21 protein-coding genes, 2 rRNA genes and 1 pseudogene are annotated in these 20,587 nt (G+C 43.1%); 22 read left to right on the forward strand and 2 right to left on the reverse strand.

The window, feature by feature from the left end; genetic code table 11:
* Positions 1–13: 13 nt before the first annotated feature.
* From UP17_RS00790 to UP17_RS00870, 18 genes and pseudogenes are all read left to right on the forward strand, one after another.
* Positions 14–667: an adenylate kinase gene (locus tag UP17_RS00790; protein WP_061440392.1), complete on the forward strand. Its 654-nt coding sequence runs from the start codon at positions 14–16 to the stop codon at positions 665–667.
* 71 nt (positions 668–738) lie between these two features.
* Positions 739–1,190, forward strand: a pseudogene (locus UP17_RS28500) (M24 family metallopeptidase); the annotation flags it as partial.
* Positions 1,191–1,232: 42 nt separating this feature from the next.
* On the forward strand, positions 1,233–1,451 hold the full coding sequence (gene infA / locus UP17_RS00795) for a translation initiation factor IF-1 (protein ID WP_028390440.1): 219 nt from the start codon (positions 1,233–1,235) through the stop codon (positions 1,449–1,451).
* A 40-nt stretch (positions 1,452–1,491) separates the two neighbouring features.
* Positions 1,492–1,605 carry a 50S ribosomal protein L36 gene (gene rpmJ, locus UP17_RS00800; protein ID WP_003156543.1) on the forward strand — a complete coding sequence of 38 codons (114 nt, stop codon included), beginning with the start codon at positions 1,492–1,494 and terminating at the stop codon, positions 1,603–1,605.
* Positions 1,606–1,627: 22 nt separating this feature from the next.
* Entirely contained in the window at positions 1,628–1,993 is a 366-nt protein-coding gene (rpsM, locus tag UP17_RS00805; RefSeq protein ID WP_057915228.1) for a 30S ribosomal protein S13, read from the forward strand.
* A gap of 22 nt (positions 1,994–2,015) precedes the next feature.
* Entirely contained in the window at positions 2,016–2,405 is a 390-nt protein-coding gene (gene rpsK, locus UP17_RS00810) for a 30S ribosomal protein S11 (RefSeq protein WP_028390438.1), read from the forward strand.
* Positions 2,406–2,582: 177 nt separating this feature from the next.
* Entirely contained in the window at positions 2,583–3,527 is a 945-nt protein-coding gene (locus tag UP17_RS00815; protein WP_053349049.1) for a DNA-directed RNA polymerase subunit alpha, read from the forward strand.
* A gap of 83 nt (positions 3,528–3,610) precedes the next feature.
* Positions 3,611–3,973, forward strand: coding sequence for a 50S ribosomal protein L17 (gene rplQ, locus UP17_RS00820; protein WP_061440393.1), 363 nt, complete (start codon positions 3,611–3,613; stop codon positions 3,971–3,973).
* A 367-nt stretch (positions 3,974–4,340) separates the two neighbouring features.
* On the forward strand, positions 4,341–5,180 hold the full coding sequence (locus UP17_RS00825; protein ID WP_061440394.1) for an energy-coupling factor ABC transporter ATP-binding protein: 840 nt from the start codon (positions 4,341–4,343) through the stop codon (positions 5,178–5,180).
* Positions 5,156–6,022 (forward strand): energy-coupling factor ABC transporter ATP-binding protein, encoded by an 867-nt coding sequence (locus UP17_RS00830; protein WP_061440395.1) that lies wholly within the window; start codon positions 5,156–5,158, stop codon positions 6,020–6,022. The genes UP17_RS00825 and UP17_RS00830 overlap by 25 nt, the downstream gene beginning before the upstream one ends.
* Complete coding sequence (locus UP17_RS00835; RefSeq protein ID WP_061440396.1) at positions 6,022–6,819, forward strand: energy-coupling factor transporter transmembrane component T family protein; 798 nt, start codon at positions 6,022–6,024, stop codon at positions 6,817–6,819. The genes UP17_RS00830 and UP17_RS00835 overlap by 1 nt, the downstream gene beginning before the upstream one ends.
* A gap of 14 nt (positions 6,820–6,833) precedes the next feature.
* Entirely contained in the window at positions 6,834–7,574 is a 741-nt protein-coding gene (gene truA, locus UP17_RS00840) for a tRNA pseudouridine(38-40) synthase TruA (protein ID WP_061440397.1), read from the forward strand.
* 267 nt (positions 7,575–7,841) lie between these two features.
* Positions 7,842–8,279, forward strand: coding sequence for a 50S ribosomal protein L13 (rplM, locus tag UP17_RS00845; protein WP_034304960.1), 438 nt, complete (start codon positions 7,842–7,844; stop codon positions 8,277–8,279).
* 20 nt (positions 8,280–8,299) lie between these two features.
* Positions 8,300–8,692 (forward strand): 30S ribosomal protein S9, encoded by a 393-nt coding sequence (gene rpsI / locus UP17_RS00850; protein ID WP_034304957.1) that lies wholly within the window; start codon positions 8,300–8,302, stop codon positions 8,690–8,692.
* A 464-nt stretch (positions 8,693–9,156) separates the two neighbouring features.
* Positions 9,157–9,684: an ECF transporter S component gene (locus tag UP17_RS00855; protein WP_061440398.1), complete on the forward strand. Its 528-nt coding sequence runs from the start codon at positions 9,157–9,159 to the stop codon at positions 9,682–9,684.
* An 845-nt stretch (positions 9,685–10,529) separates the two neighbouring features.
* Positions 10,530–10,955, forward strand: coding sequence for a DUF2521 family protein (locus UP17_RS00860; RefSeq protein WP_061440399.1), 426 nt, complete (start codon positions 10,530–10,532; stop codon positions 10,953–10,955).
* Positions 10,956–11,037: 82 nt separating this feature from the next.
* Positions 11,038–11,754: an N-acetylmuramoyl-L-alanine amidase CwlD gene (cwlD, locus tag UP17_RS00865; protein ID WP_061440400.1), complete on the forward strand. Its 717-nt coding sequence runs from the start codon at positions 11,038–11,040 to the stop codon at positions 11,752–11,754.
* Positions 11,755–11,900: 146 nt separating this feature from the next.
* On the forward strand, positions 11,901–12,959 hold the full coding sequence (locus tag UP17_RS00870; protein WP_061440401.1) for an Mrp/NBP35 family ATP-binding protein: 1,059 nt from the start codon (positions 11,901–11,903) through the stop codon (positions 12,957–12,959).
* A gap of 37 nt (positions 12,960–12,996) precedes the next feature.
* Here UP17_RS00870 and gerD read toward each other — a convergent pair whose 3' ends face one another.
* Positions 12,997–13,572, reverse strand: coding sequence for a spore germination lipoprotein GerD (gerD, locus tag UP17_RS00875; RefSeq protein ID WP_061440402.1), 576 nt, complete (start codon positions 13,570–13,572; stop codon positions 12,997–12,999).
* Between the two features lie 137 nt (positions 13,573–13,709).
* Here gerD and UP17_RS00880 point away from each other — a divergent pair, with 137 nt between their 5' ends.
* On the forward strand, positions 13,710–14,390 hold the full coding sequence (locus tag UP17_RS00880) for a KinB-signaling pathway activation protein (protein ID WP_061440403.1): 681 nt from the start codon (positions 13,710–13,712) through the stop codon (positions 14,388–14,390).
* Positions 14,391–14,480: 90 nt separating this feature from the next.
* Here the strand turns inward: UP17_RS00880 and pdaB are convergent, their stop codons facing one another.
* A complete protein-coding gene (gene pdaB / locus UP17_RS00885) occupies positions 14,481–15,233 on the reverse strand; it encodes a polysaccharide deacetylase family sporulation protein PdaB (protein ID WP_061440404.1) in 753 nt (250 codons plus the stop codon).
* Positions 15,234–15,364: 131 nt separating this feature from the next.
* Between pdaB and UP17_RS00890 the strand changes: the two genes are divergently transcribed.
* From UP17_RS00890 to UP17_RS00900, 3 genes are all read left to right on the forward strand, one after another.
* Positions 15,365–15,601, forward strand: coding sequence for a hypothetical protein (locus tag UP17_RS00890; RefSeq protein ID WP_061440405.1), 237 nt, complete (start codon positions 15,365–15,367; stop codon positions 15,599–15,601).
* A gap of 279 nt (positions 15,602–15,880) precedes the next feature.
* A 16S ribosomal RNA gene (locus tag UP17_RS00895) occupies positions 15,881–17,431 on the forward strand.
* A 176-nt stretch (positions 17,432–17,607) separates the two neighbouring features.
* Positions 17,608–20,541: ribosomal RNA gene (locus tag UP17_RS00900) — 23S ribosomal RNA — on the forward strand.
* Together the 16S and 23S rRNA genes form the textbook arrangement of a ribosomal RNA operon.
* The last annotated feature ends 46 nt before the right edge of the window (positions 20,542–20,587 follow it).

Here is a 20,587-nt window from a genome sequence, read left to right on the forward strand (position 1 = left end):
AGGGGGAAGAAAATTGAATCTAGTGTTAATGGGTCTGCCTGGTGCTGGTAAGGGCACTCAAGCTGAACAAATCGTAGAAAAATATAATATCCCTCATATTTCTACTGGAGATATGTTCCGAACAGCTATCAAAGATGGAACAGAATTAGGTCTAAAGGCAAAATCATTCATGGACAAAGGCGAATTGGTACCAGATGAAGTTACCATTGGCATTGTACGTGAAAGATTAAGCAAGGAAGACTGCCTAAAAGGATTTTTGCTTGATGGTTTTCCACGTACTGTGGCACAGGCAGAAGCACTTGAAAGCATTCTTACTGATTTAGATCGAAAAATGAATTTTGTCATTAATATCGATGTTGATAAAAGCATCTTAATGGAAAGATTGACAGGACGTCGTATTTGCAAATCATGTGGTGCGACATATCATCTTGTATTCAATCCTCCCGCTAAAGATGATGTATGCGACCGCTGCGGCGGAGAATTATATCAACGTGCTGATGATAATGAAGAAACGGTTCAAAATCGCTTAGATGTGAATTTGAAACAAACCAAACCACTTCTTGATTTCTACGGAGAAAAAGGATACTTGGTCAACATTAACGGACAGCAAGATATTAATAAGGTATTTGAAGATATTGATGTGTTACTTGGTGCTTTGCAAAATTAATCATTCGTATTGATTTATGAAATTCAAACCATTTTTACAACTTACTAGTTAAACTTGGTGCATTCCTTTAATACAAAGGGTATAATGGATTTCGCGAGAGCATTCGCACATTTATTAATCAGGTTCTTGTACTTGGTATTCCCTGAATTGGGCGATTACTTTCTAAGTGATCTTCATGGACATATCCGGTCGGCAAAATTGATGAAGAAATGCAGTGACTCTATTGGGATTCCTAAAGAGTCGTGATATAGAGGGTTGAAAGAAGCTATGTCAGGCGTGCGCCTTTCAAACATCTCCCATGCTATTCAAACCTATGTCGAGACTAATTGCTTCTCTATTTCGAGAGTATGTCGGTCACGGAATCGGTCAAGACTTACATGAGGACCCATAAAATCCTCATTTCGGTCCAACTGATAAAGGTCCTCAGTTAAAGCCTGGTTCTACAAAATGGTGAATACTTGATGCAGAATTGTAAGACTTATGAGGATAATTGGACTGTAGTAATGTTGACGGAAAGATGTGTACCTTTAATAGGTTCACGCATAGAGAAGGGAGAATCACTTTAATGGCGAAAGATGATGTAATTGAAGTAGAAGGCACAGTACAAGAGACTTTGCCAAATGCAATGTTTAAGGTAGAATTAGAAAATGGTCATACTGTTTTAGCTCATGTATCCGGTAAAATTCGTATGCACTTTATTCGCATTTTGCCTGGAGATAAAGTTACGGTTGAGCTTTCCCCGTATGATCTAACTCGCGGCAGAATCACATACCGGTTCAAATAATCCGGTTACGCTCCGATCTGTATAAGGAGGTTAGATAGCAATGAAAGTCAGACCATCAGTCAAACCAATCTGCGAAAAGTGTAAAGTTATCCGCAGAAAAGGTAAAGTTATGGTTATTTGCGAAAACCCTAAACATAAACAAAAACAAGGCTAAATAGAAGGAGGTGCACTCAAGCATGGCACGTATTGCTGGAGTAGATATTCCCCGTGACAAACGTATTGTTATCTCATTAACATATATATATGGTATTGGAAAACAAACCGCGATGAAAGTTCTTGCAGAAGCAGGCGTTTCTGAAGAAACTCGCGTTCGTGACTTAACGGAAGACGAATTGAATAAAATTCGTGATATCATTGACAAGCTTAAAGTAGAAGGCGACCTTCGTCGTGAAATCTCCCTAAACATCAAACGTTTAATGGAAATCGGTTCTTACCGTGGTTTACGTCACCGTCGTGGTCTTCCTGTTCGCGGTCAAAATACAAAAAACAATGCTCGTACGCGTAAAGGACCTCGTCGTACTGTAGCTAACAAGAAAAAATAATTAGTAAAGGAGGTTACTTTTCATGGCACGTAAAACTAATACACGTAAACGTCGTGTGAAAAAGAATATAGAAACTGGTATTGCACATATTCGTTCAACATTCAATAACACTATCGTTACGATCACTGACTCTCATGGTAATGCTATTTCTTGGTCAAGTGCTGGAGCTCTAGGATTCCGTGGATCTCGTAAATCCACTCCATTCGCTGCACAAATGGCTGCTGAAACAGCTGCTAAAACATCAATTGAACATGGTATGAAAACTCTTGAAGTTACAGTTAAAGGACCTGGTGCTGGACGTGAGGCTGCTATTCGTGCACTTCAAGCTGCTGGCCTAGAAGTAACTGCAATTAAAGATGTAACTCCAGTTCCACATAACGGATGCCGTCCACCAAAACGTCGCCGTGTTTAATTTTTCTGTATAGATTTTGTATTCCTGTCAATAATGGGATATAATACTGAGTTTGCGTTCTTACAGAAGATTAATTTTCAGTTGTTGCGCACAGCGGGAACGTATACATGGGGAATTTCGGTTTAAGTGACTTAGTTTACTTGCCGGGGTTTTGACGTTTTGAAGGAGGGTTTATTGATGATCGAAATAGAAAAACCAAAAATCGAAACGGTTGAAATCAACGACGATACCAAATTCGGTAAATTCGTCGTAGAGCCACTAGAGCGTGGGTATGGTACTACATTGGGTAACTCCTTACGTCGTATCCTTTTATCCTCACTCCCAGGTGCTGCTGTCACAGCTATACAAATTGATGGAGTGCTACATGAGTTCTCAACAATTGAAGGCGTCGTGGAAGATGTAACATCTATCATTCTTAATGTGAAAAAACTAGCTCTTAAGATTTACTCTGATGAAGAGAAGACGCTGGAAATTGACGTTCAAGGTGACGGAGTCATCACGGCTGCTGATATCACTCATGATAGTGATGTAGAAATTCTTAATCCGGATTTATATATTGCTACAATTGGTAAAAACGGTCATATGCGTATGCGTTTATCTGCACGTCGCGGCCGCGGCTACACTCCTGCTGTTCAAAACAAGAGAGAAGACCAGCCAATTGGTGTAATTCCAATCGATGCTCTTTACACTCCGGTTTCACGCGTATCTTTCCAAGTTGAAAATACACGTGTTGGACAGTTGTCTAACTTTGACAAGTTAACGTTCGATGTTTGGACTGATGGCAGTACGGGTCCGCAAGAAGCGGTAGCACTTGGAGCTAAGATTTTAACAGAGCATTTAAATATTTTCGTTGGGTTAACCGATGAAGCTCAAAATGCTGAAATCATGGTTGAAAAAGAAGAAGATCAAAAAGAAAAAGTTCTTGAGATGACGATCGAAGAATTAGACCTTTCTGTTCGTTCTTACAACTGCTTGAAGCGTGCTGGAATCAATACCGTTCAAGAGCTAGCTCATAAAACGGAAGAAGATATGATGAAAGTACGTAATCTAGGCCGTAAATCACTTGAAGAAGTGAAAGCGAAACTAGAAGAATTAGGCTTAGGTCTTCGTAAAGACGACTGATAACATGGCGGAATCAATCCATTATGTTGTGAGCCTTGTTTTAGACACACAATATAGAACTTCAACAAAGGAGGGAATCTCTAATGGGTTACAGAAAGTTAGGACGCACTAGCGCACAACGTAAAGCATTACTTCGTGATTTAGCTACGGATCTTATTATCCATGAGCGCATTGAAACTACTGAAGCACGTGCAAAAGAATTACGTTCTGTAGTAGATAAAATGATCACTCTTGGTAAACGTGGTGACTTGCATGCACGCCGTCAAGCTGCATCATTCATCCGTAACGAAATCGCTGACGCTGAGAAAGGCACAGATGCCCTTCAAAAACTATTCAGTGACGTGGCTCCACGTTATGAAGAACGTCAAGGTGGATACACTCGTATCATGAAAGTTGGTCCACGCCGCGGTGACGGTGCACCAGTCGTGGTTATTGAATTAGTTTAATAACAACGATGAAAAAGGGCGGGACAAATGAATATACTCACTTGTTCTATGCCCTTTTTCTTTTTTTAAATAGAAATTCTGTTTTTTAGAAATTCGCATTGAGTGTTACGATGGCTGGCGGAACCTGTTTATACAGGGAGCCTTCACGTCTAGCTCAAGCATCCCTTCCCGCTTTTTTTAATAAGCGATTATAAGATAACCTGTTTTTCGTAACAGGCCCGCTGTAAGCTGCTCTTAATTTACCGAAAATTCTTTCGGTGGAAGGGGTGCAGCGTTTTTTTATATTTTCAGAAGAAATACTACTATGTTTATGTTGATAGAGCAGAGTTCAGATTAGACGAGTGCAGTCGAGGATGAGGAGGGCCACATGGGGAAGAAGCTGGTTTCTTTAAATAATATTATTTACAAATATGAGGGTCAGTCTCGAAACGCTTTGGATGATGTTTCTTTTGATATTCATCAGGGGGAGTGGCTTGCGATTGTCGGACATAATGGTTCTGGCAAGTCGACATTAGCGAAGTTACTGAATGGTCTTCAGTTCCCTAACTCAGGTACCATTACGATTAATGATCAACTTTTGACAGAAGAAACCGTTTGGGATGTACGCCAGAAAATTGGCATGGTTTTTCAAAACCCAGATAATCAGTTTGTAGGCACTACAGTTCAGGATGATGTGGCTTTTGGTTTAGAAAACGCCGGTGTTTCTCAGCAGGTTATGGTGGAGCGTGTTCATGGTGCGTTAAATAAGGTTAAAATGAATGCCTTTCTTAATCAAGAGCCGCACCATCTATCCGGCGGTCAAAAGCAGAGAGTGGCCATAGCAGGTGTAATAGCCTTGCAGCCAGACATAATCATCTTAGATGAAGCAACCTCAATGCTTGACCCAAGAGGCCGTGAAGAAGTGCTTGAAACAGTTAGGGAATTAAAACAGGAAAACGAGATTACCGTCATATCGATCACCCATGATCTTGAGGAAGCTGCGAAAGCTGATCGAATGATAGTCATGAACCAAGGTCGGTTATATCGTGAAGGACCGCCTCAGGGTATTTTTGAATTAGAGGAAGAATTAATTGCCCTTGGTCTGGATATTCCCTTTTCAGTGAAACTAACCAAAGAGTTACAAAAAAATGGTGTTCGTGTGGTTGATGGGCATTTGACAGAGGAAGAGTTGGTGAAGGATTTATGCGAATTACACTCGATGATGTAGAATACCGCTATCAGGTGAATACTCCTTTTGAGCATCTAGCCCTTCATGATGTCAATATTTCAATGGAGCCTGGAACCTATACCGCAATCATCGGGCATACAGGGTCTGGAAAATCGACGCTACTGCAGCATTTGAATGCTCTTTTAAAACCGACGAAGGGCAGGGTCTTCATTGGTGACCGGACGATTGAGGCTGGACGAAAAGAAAAGGCATTACGGTCGATTAGACAAAAGGTTGGAATTGTTTTTCAGTTTCCGGAACATCAACTGTTTGATGAAACGGTTGAAAAGGATATATGTTTCGGACCTATGAATTTTGGGGTTTCTGAAATCGATGCAAAGAAACTGGCCAGGAAAGCTATCGCCCAAGTGGGGTTGAGTGAGGAAATTCTTGAAAAATCTCCATTCGACTTATCCGGTGGTCAAATGCGAAGGGTGGCCATTGCTGGGGTACTTGCCATGGAGCCGGAAGTATTGGTACTGGATGAGCCCACAGCGGGACTGGACCCACGAGGACGGAAAGAAATCATGGATATGTTTTATGATTTGCATAAAGTTAGGGGCATTTCTACAATTCTGGTGACACATAGCATGGAGGATGCAGCCAAGTACGCGGATGACATCATTATCATGCACCAGGGTACGGTGTTCAAAAAGGGAACTCCCCAGGAAATTTTCTCCGAGCCAGAACAACTTCTGGAGCTTGGCCTGGATGTACCTGATACGGTCCGTTTTCAGCTCAAGCTCCAGAAGGAACTTGGGGTTCGGTTTGATCATCCATGTCTTAATATCGGTGATTTAGCTGTAGAAATAGATAAAGCCATGAAACGGGGGAACCGCTGATGCTGGATAAAATGATTATCGGGCGTTATGTCCCTGCAGACTCCCTGATACACAAGATGGACCCAAGGGCTAAATTGCTCCTTGTGTTCCTGTTTGTTTGTGTCATCTTCTTGGCGAATAATGTCGTTTCTTATGGTTTACTTGCGGTTTTCACCATCCTGTTGATTAGCCTTTCGAAGATACCGCTTCGCTATCTTTATAATGGGTTAAAACCTATTTTTTTCTTAATCGTATTTACATTCCTTCTCCATATATTGTTTACGAAAGAAGGGGAATTGCTTTTTGAATACGGTTGGTTCGAAATCTATGAAGGCGGTTTGATTCAAGGTTTGTTCATATCCGTAAGATTTACTTTACTAATCCTTGTTACGTCTTTATTAACTTTGACGACAACCCCAATATCCATTACAGATGGGATGGAAGAGCTGTTGGGACCCTTGAAAAAGTGGAAAATGCCTGTACATGAACTAGCATTGATGATGTCCATTGCCCTTCGATTCATTCCAACGCTGATGGAGGAAACAGAAAAAATCATGAAGGCTCAAACGGCAAGGGGAGTTGACTTTTCATCAGGTCCTATAAAGGACAGGGTTAAATCGATTGTACCGCTGCTTGTTCCTTTATTTGTGAGTTCGTTCAAACGGGCAGAAGAATTGGCGACTGCCATGGAATCAAGAGGATACCGTGGTGGGGAAGGCCGCACGAAATACCGCCAATTGGACTGGAAGACGAGTGATAGCCTTTTGATGGTCTCAATAGGTCTTCTTACGGCCATGTTATTTTTATTACGTTCATAATAAGGAAGAGTACTATGCCAAAATATAAATGTGTGATCGCTTATGACGGCACGGATTTCGCTGGTTATCAGGTGCAGCCTGAGAAACGGACCATCCAAAGTGAATTTGAGGCAGTCTTAGCCCAAATGCACAAAGGCACAATTATAAAGGTCACTGCTTCAGGCAGGACAGATTCAGGGGTTCATGCAAAGGGGCAGGTGATTCACTTTGAATCACCCCTTACATTTCCTACTGAAAATTGGGTAAAGGCGTTCAGCGCCCTTCTTCCGACCGATATTATCGTTTTGGAAGTCGTTATCGTGCCTGATGATTTTCATGCCAGGTTCCATACGACTGGGAAAGAGTACCGTTATATCATAGCCCGATCCAAATTACGAGATCCGTTTAAACGGAATTACGCCTATCATTACCCCTATCCATTAGATGATAAGGCGATTAAGGAAGCAATTTCCTATTTGGTAGGGACGCATGACTTTACAAGTTTTTGTTCGGCAAAAACGGAAGTGGTCGATAAGGTTCGAACCATCCAAGAAATTGACTTTGAAGAGAGCGATGGCTTCATGGTTTTTCGCTTCGTTGGGGAAGGGTTTTTGTATAATATGGTGCGGATCTTGGTTGGGACGCTCCTGGAAGTCGGCAGCGGCAAGATGGAACCCTGGGATATGATCGGGATATTGGACAAAAAGGACCGCAGTTTTGCAGGGAAAACAGCACCTGCCCAAGGCTTGTATTTATGGAAAGTATTTTACAAATAAAAATATTTTCGAAGTGATACCAGTTTTTTTACAACTGGCAAACAGGATGAAATCAGTAATGGAGCGGTTTGATGCCATACTGACCTTTTCATGGAGTTACAAAGAGTGTTTTATAGACAACTTATCCTAGTGTAACATTCCCTTGACAATGAATCTGGGAGAAGTTAATATAATATGGTATGTATTTTAATCCCACGATAAGCCCCGGAAGTTTATTGTGATTGAAAATAAATATAAAAAATTAAAAAGTTTTTTAGGAGGTTAACCATGCGTACGACATTTATGGCGAAAGCTAATGAAGTAGAACGTAAATGGTATGTGATTGACGCTGAAGGCAAAACTTTGGGTCGCCTTTCTACTGAAGTAGCATCCATCTTACGTGGTAAACATAAACCAACTTTTACACCTAACATTGACACTGGTGATCATGTAATTCTAATCAATGTTGAAAAAATCCACTTGACTGGTAAAAAATTGACTGACAAAATTTATTACCGTCACACTATGCATCCAGGCGGTCTTAAAACTAGAACTGCTCTTGAAATGCGTACAAACTACCCTGAGAGAATGCTTGAACTTGCTATCAAAGGTATGCTTCCAAAGAATTCTCTTGGTCGTCAAATCTACAAAAAATTACACGTATACGCTGGAGCTGAGCACCCACACGCTGCTCAACAACCAGAAGTATACGAATTACGCGGATAATTACTAAGGAGGTTACTATCTTGGCACAAGTTCAATATTATGGTACTGGTCGCCGTAAGAGCTCAGTAGCTCGTGTACGTTTAGTACCAGGCGAAGGTCGCATCGTTATTAACGGTCGTGACATTAATGAATATATTCCTTTCGCAGCATTACGTGAAGTTGTTAACCAACCACTAGTTGCTACAGAAACTACTGGAAATTACGACGTTCTAGTAAACGTTAGCGGTGGTGGATACACTGGTCAAGCTGGAGCAATCCGTCACGGTATCGCCCGTGCATTGCTTCAAGTTGATCCAGAATACCGTCCATCTCTTAAAACTGCTGGTTTACTAACTCGTGACCCACGTATGAAAGAGCGTAAAAAATACGGTCTTAAAGGCGCACGTCGTGCACCTCAGTTCTCAAAACGTTAATTCTATTTTCGTTTCGAAAGGCTCTCAACCATTTTGGTTGGGAGTCTTTTTTATGAAAAGAAAGCTTTTGACCACACCATAGCTCCATGGACCTTTTGGGGTTTAGAAGGTTTTTGCTCTCTAGTATCTGTTACATGTTTATTTATGATCATTGTCATATGAATGTCCCTAGTATCGCCCCATCTTCTTTAACCTTACTCCGGCTTCAACAAGGTAAGAATCATGGGATGTCTGAATACAAGAATAAATAGAGGCTTAAGGAGAATCAAAGGTAATTAACGCTTTATACCGCTCTTATCGGCTTTTACCATCCTAGCCCAAATGAAATGCCGGGATCGTAATGGTGTGTTCCTTTTAAATCACTGGAGTTTATTTATATGATAAAGATTTATTTGTAAAATCCATATTTATTAAGTTTCTGATTAGGAGTATGATAATACTTAAAAAAAGAAAGAGGACCTCATATGAACTCAACATTCTCACCAATTGAAACGACTAAAACAAAAGCCTTGGTCATCAATGCGCTATTCATCGCATTAACCCTTGTAGCGACAATGATCAACATCAAGCTCCCAATAATGGGTAACGGAGGCCTAATCCATCTTGGTAACGTTCCCCTTTTTATAGCAGCTTTGGTATATGGCAAAAAAACAGGAGCGATAGCAGGCGCAATCGGAATGGCCTTCTCCGATCTTATCTCACCTTGGGCAGCATGGGCACCGTTTACATTCATTATCGTAGGTGCAATGGGCTTTTTAGCTGGCCTCATATCCGAAAAGGTACCCGGAAAAAGAGAACTTGTATATACACTTGCCGTTGTCGTTGCATTGATTGTAAAAGTCGTGGGCTACTATTTTGCCGAAGTTATCCTTTACGGTAACTGGATACAGCCATTCGGCTCTATCCTCGGAAACGTAATGCAGGTCGTATTAGCGGGTATAATTGTAGTGCCCCTTGCAGGACGCTTAATGAAAAGAGCTGGTCAGATATAGGCAGTGGAATTTGCGGAAACTATTTTTCAAACCATTCTTGGAGTTGGAATACGTTGTTTGTGAACTCAAAAAAGTGCCTTTTTGATGAGTGAACTAACGCTATGAATTTCACCCCCGCTGCTAAATAAGCAGTGATTATGACCGCTATTGCAATATGTTATATCATGTGAAAGAAGGACATCCGTTTACAATGGATGTCCTTTTTCATCCTAATCGAGTTTTTTTATTAAGGGGATTGAAAGAGAAAACAAAATCATTACATTCGCTTAAAGTTCAAGGAAGAAATACAGATAAGAATATTTACATATTGAATCAATGTCCTGGAAAGGCATGCGTGGTGAGCTGCCCGAGTCGGCACGGACAGCCTCGGGTAGCAGCCTGAGTGGCGAGTTATCGGGGGATAATTCCAAGTTTCTTAGGTCCAAATGATTGGCTTAAGTGGGGGGGACAACGAGTAAACCTCCGAAGATGCAATCATATTCTTGTTTGCTAAGGCGGTGCGTTCGTAGGTTCGCGTATCGATTCATTTTAAAAAAACAACTGGATCCTCCTCAAAGGTTCATCTTTGTTCCAAGTCCTTGTAAACAGACTTTTATCACTTGAATGTACGTTCTGCCTTTTAATAACGTTTCTTAAAGAAAGACTCTATATTAAATCGAGTTTCATGTGCCTTCTTCATTTACTTCCATTCACCCATGCATTTAGATCATCAACCTACGGCTGATGAACTTATTCTCATTATATTTTGCCAATAGAATAAATGAATGGTTCAAAATAGAACGCAAAAACTAAATTATGTCTTAGGAAATAATTTGGGAAATGGGGAATTGCCCCGGAGGTGAAATATGGCTGTGATATTAGGTTTACAGGAGATGCAAAGGGAAAGGCAATTGAAGTTCGAACGTAGATTGCTCAGGGATCTTTCTATCGACGATATGAAGGGAAGGATTCAGCGTTACTTTGGACAGGATTTCATGGATGTCTTGGAGGAAGGCTACTTCGATGTTGCCATCGAGGCTTATTTATTAGGAGCGAACTATAGTAAGTTTGGCTATTACGGTGAGTCAGAAGAAGATGTAAGGGCCAGGTGTTGGAAGGAAGAGAAGTTTTTGACCGATACTCTTTTTAACTTTATTTTGTATTGGAGAGAAGTTACAGCGAATAACGCTTTCGATGAAGGGCTGTTTTATTGCTGTGAAGGGTTTGTGGGAGAGTGGTGGCAAGACGGCTTTAAGACTGGTGAAAAACGATATAAAATGAAACTGCATTAGAAGGCAAAAATCCCATACCTTGTTCTAATTCCATGGTTTGTCCCATACCTTTTAGTATAGGAATCATGGAAGGGGAACGGTCATGCGCAGAAAGCTGAAATATACAGGAATCGCTATGGGATTGTTTGTCCTTTTTTTAATTGTAACTTTTAAATTTGTTGAAGATGATTCTTGGGACTCCTGGAACCTTCCATTGGCAGGTAAGGTAATCGTGCTGGATGCCGGTCATGGGGGAATGGACGGCGGGGCAAATGTACAAGAGGTAATGGAGAAGGAAATTGCCCTTTCCGTTTCATTAAAGGTTCGGGACTATTTACAGGAACAGGGTGCCCTTGTCATCATGACCCGTGAGAAGGATGAGGATTTGGCACAGGGAAAGACAAAAGGGATCCGCCAGCGAAAACAGGAAGACTTACGGAACCGGGTTGAAATGATCAATGATTCGGAAGCGGACTTATTCTTAAGCATTCATTTGAATTCTTTTCCTTCAGCGTCATCGAAAGGAGCCCAGACCTTTTATACAAACAGGTTTGAGGAAAATGAACAGGTAGCAAAATTCATTCAGACTGAAATCATTAGAAACCTTGAAAATACAAAGCGTGATGCAAAAACAATAAATCATGTGTATTTGATGAATCGTGCTAAGAAACCGGGAGCTCTTGTGGAAATTGGTTTTCTTTCCAATAAGGAGGAAAGGGAGCGCCTAGTCAGTGATCGGTATCAAGAAAAGGTGGCCAGTTCGATTTATATGGGTATTTTACGTTACTTTACAGAGGAAAAACTAACGCAAGAAGAGTGATTTCTGGGTCTCTTGTAACGTACAAGGCCCTTTTTACTATGGGGAAGTAATCAGGTTTCAAGTACAGGGCAGATAATAAGCTTTATTTCAGTAATATGTTATACTGAAAAATGGGAAAATAAAACGAATTCAAAGGGGTGCTCTACTTGTTAACAGAAGAGAAAGTACTGAATTTATTAAAGGATCTTAAAGACCCTTTTCTACATAAAAGCCTTGAAGAGACAAATGGGATTATAGAAATCAAAATAAAACCTGAAAAGAATCATGTAAGCGTTAAACTTGCCATTGCGAAAACGGGTACTGCCGAGCAAATGCAAATGCAATCGGAAGTGGTGGACTTGCTGAAAACGAACGGAGCGGAATCTGTAGGGATTCGTTTCACGGAGCTTTCTGAAGATGAGTTAGCCAAGCACCGGGAAGGCATTCCGCAGGATGAAGCGGACCAAGGCTTGCTTGGACCTAACAGCAAGACACAATTCATTGCGATTGCGAGTGGTAAAGGCGGAGTGGGAAAATCTACGATTTCAGTGAATTTCGCCACTTCACTTGCTCGCTTGGGTAAAAAGGTCGGATTGGTTGACGCTGATATTTATGGATTCAGTGTACCTGATATGATGGGGATAACAAAAAGACCAGTCGTCCGCGGAGAAAAAATCATTCCTGTAGAACGGTTTGGCGTTCAGGTTATCTCAATGGGCTTTTTTGTGGAAGATAACGCGCCTATCATCTGGAGAGGGCCGATGCTGGGGAAAATGCTTAACAGTTTCTTTAATGAAGTGGAATGGGGAGAATTGGACTATTTAGTCCTTGACTTACCACCAGGTACAGGCGATGTTGCATTGGACGTGCATACGATGCTCCCTTCATGTAAAGAAATCATCGTTACGACACCGCATCCGACTGCTGCCTTCGTTGCTGCAAGAGCTGGTGCAATGGCCATCAAGACAGAACATGAAGTCATTGGTGTTATTGAGAATATGTCATTCTTCGAAAGTAAAACGACCGGTGAAAAAGAATATGTTTTCGGAAAAGGCGGCGGAGCGAAGCTTGCAGAAGAGCTTCGAACAGAAGTCTTAGGTCAACTCCCGTTACAACAGCCAGATTGGAACGAAGAGGACTTTGCTCCATCCATTTACGCAGCAGACCATAGGCTCGGTAGGATTTATGAGGATATTGCTAAAAAGGTCATTGAAAAGCTACAATAAAAAAAGGCTGATTCCAATGGAATCAGCCTTTTTTTTATTATTTTGCCTTTTTATCCTTATTTTCTTTCTCTACCGCTTTAGTAGCTGCTTTATCCAATCTCTCCTGCATTTTCGCTTGAACGAGAGGACTCTCCATGGTTTCTATGATCAGCTCTTTATAGACGGAACGCATTTCCTTAGTTTTTAATAATTTATTCATTTCTTTTTCCATATCCGGTTCTTTCAATATATCCATGATCATTCCACGATACTGAGGATCAGCAGTTAAGTCCTTCAATACCTTTTTATGTTCGTCTTCTAAAGCTTTAGCATAAGCGGAAGCGAATTCAGGATCATTAAATGTCTTTTTCCAAAATTCCTTTCCTTTATCTGAAGTGACCATATCTTCAATGGATTTCTTAATGACATCCGAGTCCATTATAAGTTCAGCTTTCGTTTTATCATCGGAAATGATATCCTGGATGGCTTTTTTTCCATCATCTGTCTTCAAGATATCGACGACCATTTTCTTTGTCTCTTCATACTCCATTTTATCTGCGCCTGCTCCATTTTGAGCACAACCGGAACAAACGAGTAAGAATGACGTGAAAAGCAAAGCAACTCCCACTCTCATACGCAGGGCCCCTTTCATCCTTCTTATTGTTAATATGGTTCCAAACGGCGATATTATTCCTTGGTGGAATAAGTGGATTTTTCCAAATTTGGTTGGTACAATTAGGGGAATTAAATAGAAATGTATGGAGGAAAACAATGAACAGCCGTAATTTAGTTAAATTGTTTTTAACAACATTGCTTATCGGTGGTGTAACGGGCGGAGTTGTAGGGTTTTTGGCTCGATGGAGTGAGTTTGAGGCTTATTTCTCTTCTTTTGAAGCCAGCGCCATCCTATCCACGTTTATTTGGTTATTCGGTGTTGGGTTAATTTTTAGTGTCATAAGTCAAGCTGGCTTTTTTGCCTATTTAACGATCCATCGTTTTGGCCTGGGAGTATTTAAAAGCGCTTCTTTATGGAATGCCGTTCAAATTGTACTTATCCTTTTTGTTGTTTTTGACCTGGTTTACCTGCGATATCTTAATTTTGGTTCAGGAGAGGGGATTAGTTCCTATATAGTGTTAGCATTGGTTGTTTTGGCTGCAGCACTGATTACAGCTTATTTCAAAATGAAACAAACGAATAGACAATCGTTTATCCCAGCCTTATTCTTCATGGTCGTAGTCACAGTTTTGGAGTGGTTACCTGTCCTAAGTACCAATGATGAAAGCTGGCTTTACTTTATGCTGCTTCCTTTGATAGTCTGCAATGCTTATCAACTCTTGGTTCTAAGCAAATTGATTGAACGATCACAAAAGGAATTGGCCAGTAAAAAAGCACGGAAGCAAACTCGAGCAAAGGAAATGAAAGCAGGCGAATTAGGTAAAGGCAGCAGCTAATCTACTGTAAGTCGGGCCATACATAAGGAAGGTCAACATAAAAACTGCGTACTAAGGTTCATGAGGACCATCAGTACGCAGTTTTTTCAGTCAGCGGATTTCCTCGCTGTTTGCCGATGAATTGGAAATCATTTCAGAAACGTTAACAAAGTTTAAATTTTTTGATTGTAGTTCCCCTAGTAACTGTGGCAAAGCCTTATTAGTTTGTTTTGCTGAGTCTGAAGCATGTAATAAGATGATATCACCCTTTTTGGTCTTACTGATGTTCTGAACGATCTGGTCAACACCTGGATTGGTCCAATCCTTTGAATCGATGCTCCAATGGACTACAGTATATCCGAAGTTCTCACTGATCTTTAAGAGGCGTTTATCAAAGTGACCGGTGGGCGCTCGTAAAAGTTCTATATTCTTTACATTCAGTTTTTTAAATGCTTCTTGAGCTTTAGATATATCTCGGATGATTTCTTGATCTTCCATTTCGGAATAATCCTTATAATCGTAACCAAGCATACCGATTTCATATCCTTCTTTCCTGATTTTCTCTACTATGTCCGGATGGCGCTCAGCCCAAGATCCCGAAAGGAAAAAAGTGGCTGATTTAATCTGTTCCCTTTTTAATGTTTCTATTATCGGAGCGGCTTTCTCATCACCCCAGCCAATATTGAACGTAATCGCGACATTCTGTTCCCCTTTATAAACCGCTTTTGGCCCATCTTCTGTAGAAAAAACAGGGGCTTGAAGAATGTTTTGTACAAAAAGGAACCAGGCGGTAAAAAGTGCCGTAAGTAAAATTAACGAATAATACTTGATTTTTTTTGCATGAAGCACCATGAAAAATTTCATTAATCCATCCCCTTGTCCAAAAGACTCTTGTCTTCAAATTTATGCGCGAGGATTATTGTTATGCAAAAAATCAGTTGAAAATTCATAAAATGGGTGTGAATGGGGAAAGATGTCTGATGGAGGTGTGAATCATGCTCGGTTTATTGATTAATGACAAAGAAAAGATGGAATTGGAGTACCTGTTAAAAAGAGAGATGGATGAAATACTTTTCGATTTGCAAGATGACAGAATTGATCACTTAGTAAAAAGGGCAATAAACGAGAAATATAACATCCTTTTCAGACTGTTTAAAAGGGTGAGCACTGAGGAGGAATGCCTAATGTATATGAGGGTGAAAACGAATTTAACCAAGGGAAATCAGTCATGACATATAAAAGTGAATTATATTCAAAAAACCTATTGACTATTAATTTATACACTGGTATATTATAAAAGTTGCTGAAACGTAGTAATGCTTTTGAAAAAGAGTGAAAAAACTTTTCGAAAAAAGTTATTGACGAAGCGGTAATAAGATGTTAAGATATTAAAGTCGCTAAGAGATAAAGCGAAAAAATTGCTCTTTGAAAACTGAACAAAACAAAGCGCCAACGTTAAATTTTAAGTGAGCACACACTATCAAAAAAGCAAAATGAGCAAGTCAAACATTTCTTCGGAGAGTTTGATCCTGGCTCAGGACGAACGCTGGCGGCGTGCCTAATACATGCAAGTCGAGCGAATCGATGGGAGCTTGCTCCCTGAGATTAGCGGCGGACGGGTGAGTAACACGTGGGCAACCTGCCTATAAGACTGGGATAACTTCGGGAAACCGGAGCTAATACCGGATACGTTCTTTTCTCGCATGAGAGAAGATGGAAAGACGGTTTACGCTGTCACTTATAGATGGGCCCGCGGCGCATTAGCTAGTTGGTGAGGTAATGGCTCACCAAGGCGACGATGCGTAGCCGACCTGAGAGGGTGATCGGCCACACTGGGACTGAGACACGGCCCAGACTCCTACGGGAGGCAGCAGTAGGGAATCTTCCGCAATGGACGAAAGTCTGACGGAGCAACGCCGCGTGAACGAAGAAGGCCTTCGGGTCGTAAAGTTCTGTTGTTAGGGAAGAACAAGTACCAGAGTAACTGCTGGTACCTTGACGGTACCTAACCAGAAAGCCACGGCTAACTACGTGCCAGCAGCCGCGGTAATACGTAGGTGGCAAGCGTTGTCCGGAATTATTGGGCGTAAAGCGCGCGCAGGTGGTTCCTTAAGTCTGATGTGAAAGCCCACGGCTCAACCGTGGAGGGTCATTGGAAACTGGGGAACTTGAGTGCAGAAGAGGAAAGTGGAATTCCAAGTGTAGCGGTGAAATGCGTAGAGATTTGGAGGAACACCAGTGGCGAAGGCGACTTTCTGGTCTGTAACTGACACTGAGGCGCGAAAGCGTGGGGAGCAAACAGGATTAGATACCCTGGTAGTCCACGCCGTAAACGATGAGTGCTAAGTGTTAGAGGGTTTCCGCCCTTTAGTGCTGCAGCTAACGCATTAAGCACTCCGCCTGGGGAGTACGGCCGCAAGGCTGAAACTCAAAGGAATTGACGGGGGCCCGCACAAGCGGTGGAGCATGTGGTTTAATTCGAAGCAACGCGAAGAACCTTACCAGGTCTTGACATCCTCTGACAACCCTAGAGATAGGGCTTTCCCCTTCGGGGGACAGAGTGACAGGTGGTGCATGGTTGTCGTCAGCTCGTGTCGTGAGATGTTGGGTTAAGTCCCGCAACGAGCGCAACCCTTGATCTTAGTTGCCAGCATTCAGTTGGGCACTCTAAGGTGACTGCCGGTGACAAACCGGAGGAAGGTGGGGATGACGTCAAATCATCATGCCCCTTATGACCTGGGCTACACACGTGCTACAATGGATGGTACAAAGGGCTGCAAACCTGCGAAGGTAAGCGAATCCCATAAAGCCATTCTCAGTTCGGATTGTAGGCTGCAACTCGCCTACATGAAGCCGGAATCGCTAGTAATCGCGGATCAGCATGCCGCGGTGAATACGTTCCCGGGCCTTGTACACACCGCCCGTCACACCACGAGAGTTTGTAACACCCGAAGTCGGTGAGGTAACCTTTATGGAGCCAGCCGCCTAAGGTGGGACAGATGATTGGGGTGAAGTCGTAACAAGGTAGCCGTATCGGAAGGTGCGGCTGGATCACCTCCTTTCTAAGGATAATTACGAGAGCGCTTTTGTTTTGTTCAGTTTTGAATGAGTAATTCATTCAGATACGAAAGATAAACATCACGATGTGATGGATTCTTTCTACTTTGTTCCTTGAAAACTAGATAATAGATAGAAGGCAATTAATTTTTTTCAAAGCATCAGTAAGATCTTTTTTAACGGTTAAGTTAGAAAGGGCGCACGGTGGATGCCTTGGCACTAGGAGCCGATGAAGGACGGGACTAACACCGATATGCTTCGGGGAGCTGTAAGTAAGCTTTGATCCGGAGATTTCCGAATGGGGAAACCCACTGTTCGTAATGGAACAGTATCTTTACCTGAATACATAGGGTACTGAAGGCAGACCCGGGGAACTGAAACATCTAAGTACCCGGAGGAAGAGAAAGCAAATGCGATTTCCTGAGTAGCGGCGAGCGAAACGGAATTAGCCCAAACCAAGAGGCTTGCCTCTTGGGGTTGTAGGACACTCAACATGGAGTTACAAAGGAACGGGGTAAATGAAGCGATCTGGAAAGGTCCGTCAAAGAAGGTAAAAACCCTGTAGTTGAAACTTCGTTCCCTCCTGAGTGGATCCTGAGTACGGCGGGACACGAGAAATCCCGTCGGAAGCAGGGAGGACCATCTCCCAAGGCTAAATACTCCCTAGTGACCGATAGTGAACCAGTACCGTGAGGGAAAGGTGAAAAGCACCCCGGAAGGGGAGTGAAATAGATCCTGAAACCGTGTGCCTACAAGTAGTCAAAGCCCGTTAATGGGTAATGGCGTGCCTTTTGTAGAATGAACCGGCGAGTTACGATTTCATGCGAGGTTAAGTTGATAAGACGGAGCCGCAGCGAAAGCGAGTCTGAATAGGGCGAATGAGTATGAGGTCGTAGACCCGAAACCAGGTGATCTACCCATGTCCAGGGTGAAGTTCAGGTAACACTGAATGGAGGCCCGAACCCACGCACGTTGAAAAGTGCGGGGATGAGGTGTGGGTAGCGGAGAAATTCCAATCGAACCTGGAGATAGCTGGTTCTCTCCGAAATAGCTTTAGGGCTAGCCTCAAGATGAGAGTATTGGAGGTAGAGCACTGATTGGACTAGGGGCCCCCAACGGGTTACCGAATTCAGTCAAACTCCGAATGCCAAATACTTATTCTTGGGAGTCAGACTGCGAGTGATAAGATCCGTAGTCGAAAGGGAAACAGCCCAGACCACCAGCTAAGGTCCCAAAGTATACGTTAAGTGGAAAAGGATGTGGAGTTGCTTAGACAACCAGGATGTTGGCTCAGAAGCAGCCACCATTTAAAGAGTGCGTAATAGCTCACTGGTCGAGTGACTCCGCGCCGAAAATGTACCGGGGCTAAACGTATCACCGAAGCTGTGGATTGACACCATTTTGGTGTCGATGGTAGGAGAGCGTTCTAAGGGCGTTGAAGTCAGACCGGAAGGACTGGTGGAGCGCTTAGAAGTGAGAATGCCGGTATGAGTAGCGAAAGAAGGGTGAGAATCCCTTCCACCGAATGCCTAAGGTTTCCTGAGGAAGGCTCGTCCGCTCAGGGTTAGTCGGGACCTAAGCCGAGGCCGAAAGGCGTAGGCGATGGACAACAGGTTGATATTCCTGTACCACCTATACATCGTTTGAACGATGGGGGGACGCAGAAGGATAGGGTAAGCGCGCTGTTGGATATGCGCGTCCAAGCAGTTAGGCCGGAAACGAGGCAAATCCCGTTTCCATTAAGGCGGAGCTGTGATGGCGAGGGAAATATAGTACCGAAGTTCCTGATTCCACGCTGCCAAGAAAAGCCTCTAGTGAGATGTAAGGTGCCCGTACCGCAAACCGACACAGGTAGGCGAGGAGAGAATCCTAAGGTGTGCGAGAGAACTCTCGTTAAGGAACTCGGCAAAATGACCCCGTAACTTCGGGAGAAGGGGTGCTTTTTAGGGTGAATAGCCCGGAAAAGCCGCAGTGAATAGGCCCAGGCGACTGTTTAGCAAAAACACAGGTCTCTGCGAAGCCGCAAGGCGAAGTATAGGGGCTGACACCTGCCCGGTGCTGGAAGGTTAAGGGGAGAGGTTAGCGCAAGCGAAGCTTTGAACCGAAGCCCCAGTAAACGGCGGCCGTAACTATAACGGTCCTAAGGTAGCGAAATTCCTTGTCGGGTAAGTTCCGACCCGCACGAAAGGTGTAACGATCTGGGCACTGTCTCAACGAGAGACTCGGTGAAATTATAGTACCTGTGAAGATGCAGGTTACCCGCGACAGGACGGAAAGACCCCGTGGAGCTTTACTGCAGCCTGATATTGAATTTTGGTACAGCTTGTACAGGATAGGTAGGAGCCTGAGAAGCCGGAGCGCTAGCTTCGGTGGAGGCGTTGGTGGGATACTACCCTGGCTGTATTGAAATTCTAACCCGCGCCCCTTATCGGGGTGGGAGACAGTGTCAGGTGGGCAGTTTGACTGGGGCGGTCGCCTCCTAAAGAGTAACGGAGGCGCCCAAAGGTTCCCTCAGAATGGTTGGAAATCATTCGTAGAGTGTAAAGGCACAAGGGAGCTTGACTGCGAGACCTACAAGTCGAGCAGGGACGAAAGTCGGGCTTAGTGATCCGGTGGTTCCGCATGGAAGGGCCATCGCTCAACGGATAAAAGCTACCCCGGGGATAACAGGCTTATCTCCCCCAAGAGTCCACATCGACGGGGAGGTTTGGCACCTCGATGTCGGCTCATCGCATCCTGGGGCTGTAGTCGGTCCCAAGGGTTGGGCTGTTCGCCCATTAAAGCGGTACGCGAGCTGGGTTCAGAACGTCGTGAGACAGTTCGGTCCCTATCCGTCGCGGGCGCAGGAAATTTGAGAGGAGCTGTCCTTAGTACGAGAGGACCGGGATGGACGCACCGCTGGTGTACCAGTTGTCTTGCCAAAGGCATAGCTGGGTAGCTACGTGCGGACGGGATAAGTGCTGAAAGCATCTAAGCATGAAGCCCCCCTCAAGATGAGATTTCCCATGGCGCAAGCTAGTAAGATCCCTGAAAGATGATCAGGTTGATAGGTCAGAGGTGGAAGCGTGGCGACATGTGGAGCTGACTGATACTAATAGATCGAGGACTTAACCAACGCTTTTTAAAAAATGAAATACCTTCTTATATTATCTAGTTTTGAA

The organism is Peribacillus simplex (assembly GCF_001578185.1).
In the GTDB taxonomy this organism is placed as follows: domain Bacteria; phylum Bacillota; class Bacilli; order Bacillales; family DSM-1321; genus Peribacillus; species Peribacillus simplex_A.

Excerpts from the sequence above, each read along its gene's own strand:
- infA (WP_028390440.1), top strand. The coding sequence starts at position 1,233 with ATGGCGAAAGATGATGTAATTGAAGTAGAAGGCACAGTACAAGAGACT.
- rpmJ (WP_003156543.1), top strand. The coding sequence starts at position 1,492 with ATGAAAGTCAGACCATCAGTCAAACCAATCTGCGAAAAGTGTAAAGTT.
- rpsM (WP_057915228.1), top strand. The coding sequence starts at position 1,628 with ATGGCACGTATTGCTGGAGTAGATATTCCCCGTGACAAACGTATTGTT.
- rpsK (WP_028390438.1), top strand. The coding sequence starts at position 2,016 with ATGGCACGTAAAACTAATACACGTAAACGTCGTGTGAAAAAGAATATA.
- UP17_RS00815 (WP_053349049.1), top strand. The coding sequence starts at position 2,583 with ATGATCGAAATAGAAAAACCAAAAATCGAAACGGTTGAAATCAACGAC.
- rplQ (WP_061440393.1), top strand. The coding sequence starts at position 3,611 with ATGGGTTACAGAAAGTTAGGACGCACTAGCGCACAACGTAAAGCATTA.
- UP17_RS00825 (WP_061440394.1), top strand. The coding sequence starts at position 4,341 with ATGGGGAAGAAGCTGGTTTCTTTAAATAATATTATTTACAAATATGAG.
- UP17_RS00830 (WP_061440395.1), top strand. The coding sequence starts at position 5,156 with ATGCGAATTACACTCGATGATGTAGAATACCGCTATCAGGTGAATACT.
- UP17_RS00835 (WP_061440396.1), top strand. The coding sequence starts at position 6,022 with ATGCTGGATAAAATGATTATCGGGCGTTATGTCCCTGCAGACTCCCTG.
- truA (WP_061440397.1), top strand. The coding sequence starts at position 6,834 with ATGCCAAAATATAAATGTGTGATCGCTTATGACGGCACGGATTTCGCT.
- rplM (WP_034304960.1), top strand. The coding sequence starts at position 7,842 with ATGCGTACGACATTTATGGCGAAAGCTAATGAAGTAGAACGTAAATGG.
- UP17_RS00855 (WP_061440398.1), top strand. The coding sequence starts at position 9,157 with ATGAACTCAACATTCTCACCAATTGAAACGACTAAAACAAAAGCCTTG.
- UP17_RS00860 (WP_061440399.1), top strand. The coding sequence starts at position 10,530 with ATGGCTGTGATATTAGGTTTACAGGAGATGCAAAGGGAAAGGCAATTG.
- cwlD (WP_061440400.1), top strand. The coding sequence starts at position 11,038 with ATGCGCAGAAAGCTGAAATATACAGGAATCGCTATGGGATTGTTTGTC.
- gerD (WP_061440402.1), bottom strand. The coding sequence starts at position 13,572 with ATGAGAGTGGGAGTTGCTTTGCTTTTCACGTCATTCTTACTCGTTTGT.
- UP17_RS00880 (WP_061440403.1), top strand. The coding sequence starts at position 13,710 with ATGAACAGCCGTAATTTAGTTAAATTGTTTTTAACAACATTGCTTATC.
- pdaB (WP_061440404.1), bottom strand. The coding sequence starts at position 15,233 with ATGAAATTTTTCATGGTGCTTCATGCAAAAAAAATCAAGTATTATTCG.
- UP17_RS00890 (WP_061440405.1), top strand. The coding sequence starts at position 15,365 with ATGCTCGGTTTATTGATTAATGACAAAGAAAAGATGGAATTGGAGTAC.